This window comes from Deltaproteobacteria bacterium, assembly GCA_011773515.1.
Classification (GTDB): Bacteria; Desulfobacterota; Deferrimicrobia; order J040; family J040; genus WVXK01.
This window is the reverse complement of sequence record WVXK01000032.1, coordinates 1-2,077: the sequence shown is the minus strand read 5'-3', so window position 1 is coordinate 2,077 and position 2,077 is coordinate 1. Positions and strand designations below refer to the sequence as shown.

Here is a 2,077-nt window from a genome sequence, read left to right as displayed (position 1 = left end):
ACCTTCCTATCGACGGGCTCGCCTACGAGGACGGACAGCTCACCCTGAACGGCGTGCCGGTAGCAAGGCTGTCCGGCGCCGAGACCGTACGCCTTGCGGTCAAGATCGCTCACCACCGGGTCCGGGAGCGCCAAGGCAAGTTTGTCTTGCTGGACGGGCTGGAGAAGCTACACGACGACCAGCGCGCGGCTATGCTCGACGAGATCCGCGGTAGCGACGTGCAGTGGCTCATGACCGAGGTAGGGCTGCGAGGCAACGGCGAGGGAGTCGAGGTCGTCGTAATGGGCCCGGCGAGCAAGCAGGACAAACCGGTCAAGGGCGGATCCGCACCGTCGAAGCAGGGGGCGCTGGATGTCTAGCCCAGTTCCCACCTTCGACTACCGCGACGACCCAGCGCAATACGAGGCATGGGGCGCTGATATCCCGTCAGGACTGCACCTCAACGTGCCGTTCAACCGGTACCTACGTTGGCCATGCGTCTCGCAGTCCGGCCTCAAGACCCTTGCTCGTAGCCCTGGCCACTACCAGCATGCAAAGCTGTTTCCCTGGTCAAGCAAGGCGGCCGACATCGGTAGCGCGCTAGACGACGGTTGGCTTGATAGCCCCGAGCTACTGGCTCACAGCTACACCACGGTCCCCTGGCCGACGCCATGCAAGAAGGACGGAACGCCGTATGGCAACTGGCTCGTATCCAATGAAGGCAAGGCGTGGAAGGCAGACAATGAGCACCGTACGATCTTGACCGTTGACGACGCGTTCGCCGTCTACGGTATGATGCTCAAGCTCAACGAGCACCCGATCGCCAGCGACCTACGACACCGGTCCCGCACGCAGGTATCGATCGTGTGGGACTGCCCCGAGACCGGTATCCGCTGCAAGGGCCGGTTCGATATGCTCGCCGGTGACGAGCCACCGTATGAGGCGTCCGACCTGAAGAGCACTACCGTCGTGATCGATCCGATGGCCGACAAGGATCCATTCTGGGATCACGCTACGCGTCTTGGTTACCACCTACAGGCCGGCTGGTATACGTGGGGGCTGGAAATCATAACCGATGAGCCGCATACGGACTATCGGATCGTGGCCGTTGAACAGAAGCCACCGCACACGGTCGAGGTCTACCGGTACTACCCGGATGACATCGAAGCGGCGCGGGAGATCACGTCCGACCTGCTAGGGCTGTACGCCCATTGCAAGCGCGGCGAGATCAGCTGGAACCGTACCTCGACCAACAGAGAACACAACAGACGCGTGCCCGCATGGGCGTGGAGGTAGCATGATTCCGCGACAAGCTACTACCGTAGACGATCACATCCGCAGGGTAACCGACGAATTGCTGTCTGCTCTCGCCGAGTATCAGCCAGACGTGATGCTGGAGCTATGCGACGACAACGACGAATCCAAGGCAACAATGCGGCACGGGGCGGTAGCTCTTTGCATTGAAGGCGAATCGGACGGAAGGGACTGGCACTGGATCGTCCGCGCCGATTCTTGCTGGATGTATATCGTGGGTGGCTGCTGCCATACCGGGTGGGACTGCCAAGGAACGTGCGAAGTATTTCGCGCCGACAGTCAGCAGGAAGCGATCGGCATGGCGCCAGACGATGTCAAGTCAACTCTCCTACAGATGTTGGCGCGAGGCGACAGAGTCATAGATAACCAACTCGACTGGTAAGAGGTAACACATGATTAACGGACTACAACCGTCGCTGGCCGAAGGCGGCAAGATCAAGATCGGTGGCAAGGGCAAGGAGATCAAGTCTCGCAAGGGCAACAAGTTCCGCCCGCCCGAGAAGTACGATCACTTCATTATCACGACCACCACGCGAGACCGGGCCGGCGACCTAATCGTTGATACCGAGCTCATGCAGGCGCTGCTCGACGACGACTGGGGCGACGACGACGGCAAGCTACGCAAGATCCCGATCACCGTCCATGAGGACACCTTTGACAAGATCATGCCAACCTTCTACGCGGCGTACGCTGGCAAGAAGCTGGCGTGCCGTGGTGATGGGCAAGTGGCCACGCGCTACAGGTTCAACGACCGGCGAGAGCGGCTCGACGAGACCTTCGAGAT

At 60.7% G+C, this 2,077-nt stretch carries 3 protein-coding genes; all 3 read left to right on the top strand.

Annotation, left to right across the window (positions count from 1 at the left end):
• A partial coding sequence (locus GTN70_03720; protein NIO16097.1) for a hypothetical protein occupies positions 1 to 359 on the top strand: 359 nt, incomplete at its 5' end.
• On the top strand, positions 352 to 1,275 hold the full coding sequence (locus GTN70_03715) for a hypothetical protein (GenBank protein ID NIO16096.1): 924 nt from the start codon (positions 352 to 354) through the stop codon (positions 1,273 to 1,275). The genes GTN70_03720 and GTN70_03715, both read left to right, overlap by 8 nt.
• 410 nt (positions 1,276 to 1,685) lie before the next feature.
• Positions 1,686 to 2,077: hypothetical protein (locus GTN70_03710; protein NIO16095.1), on the top strand; the 392-nt coding region annotated here is incomplete at its 3' end.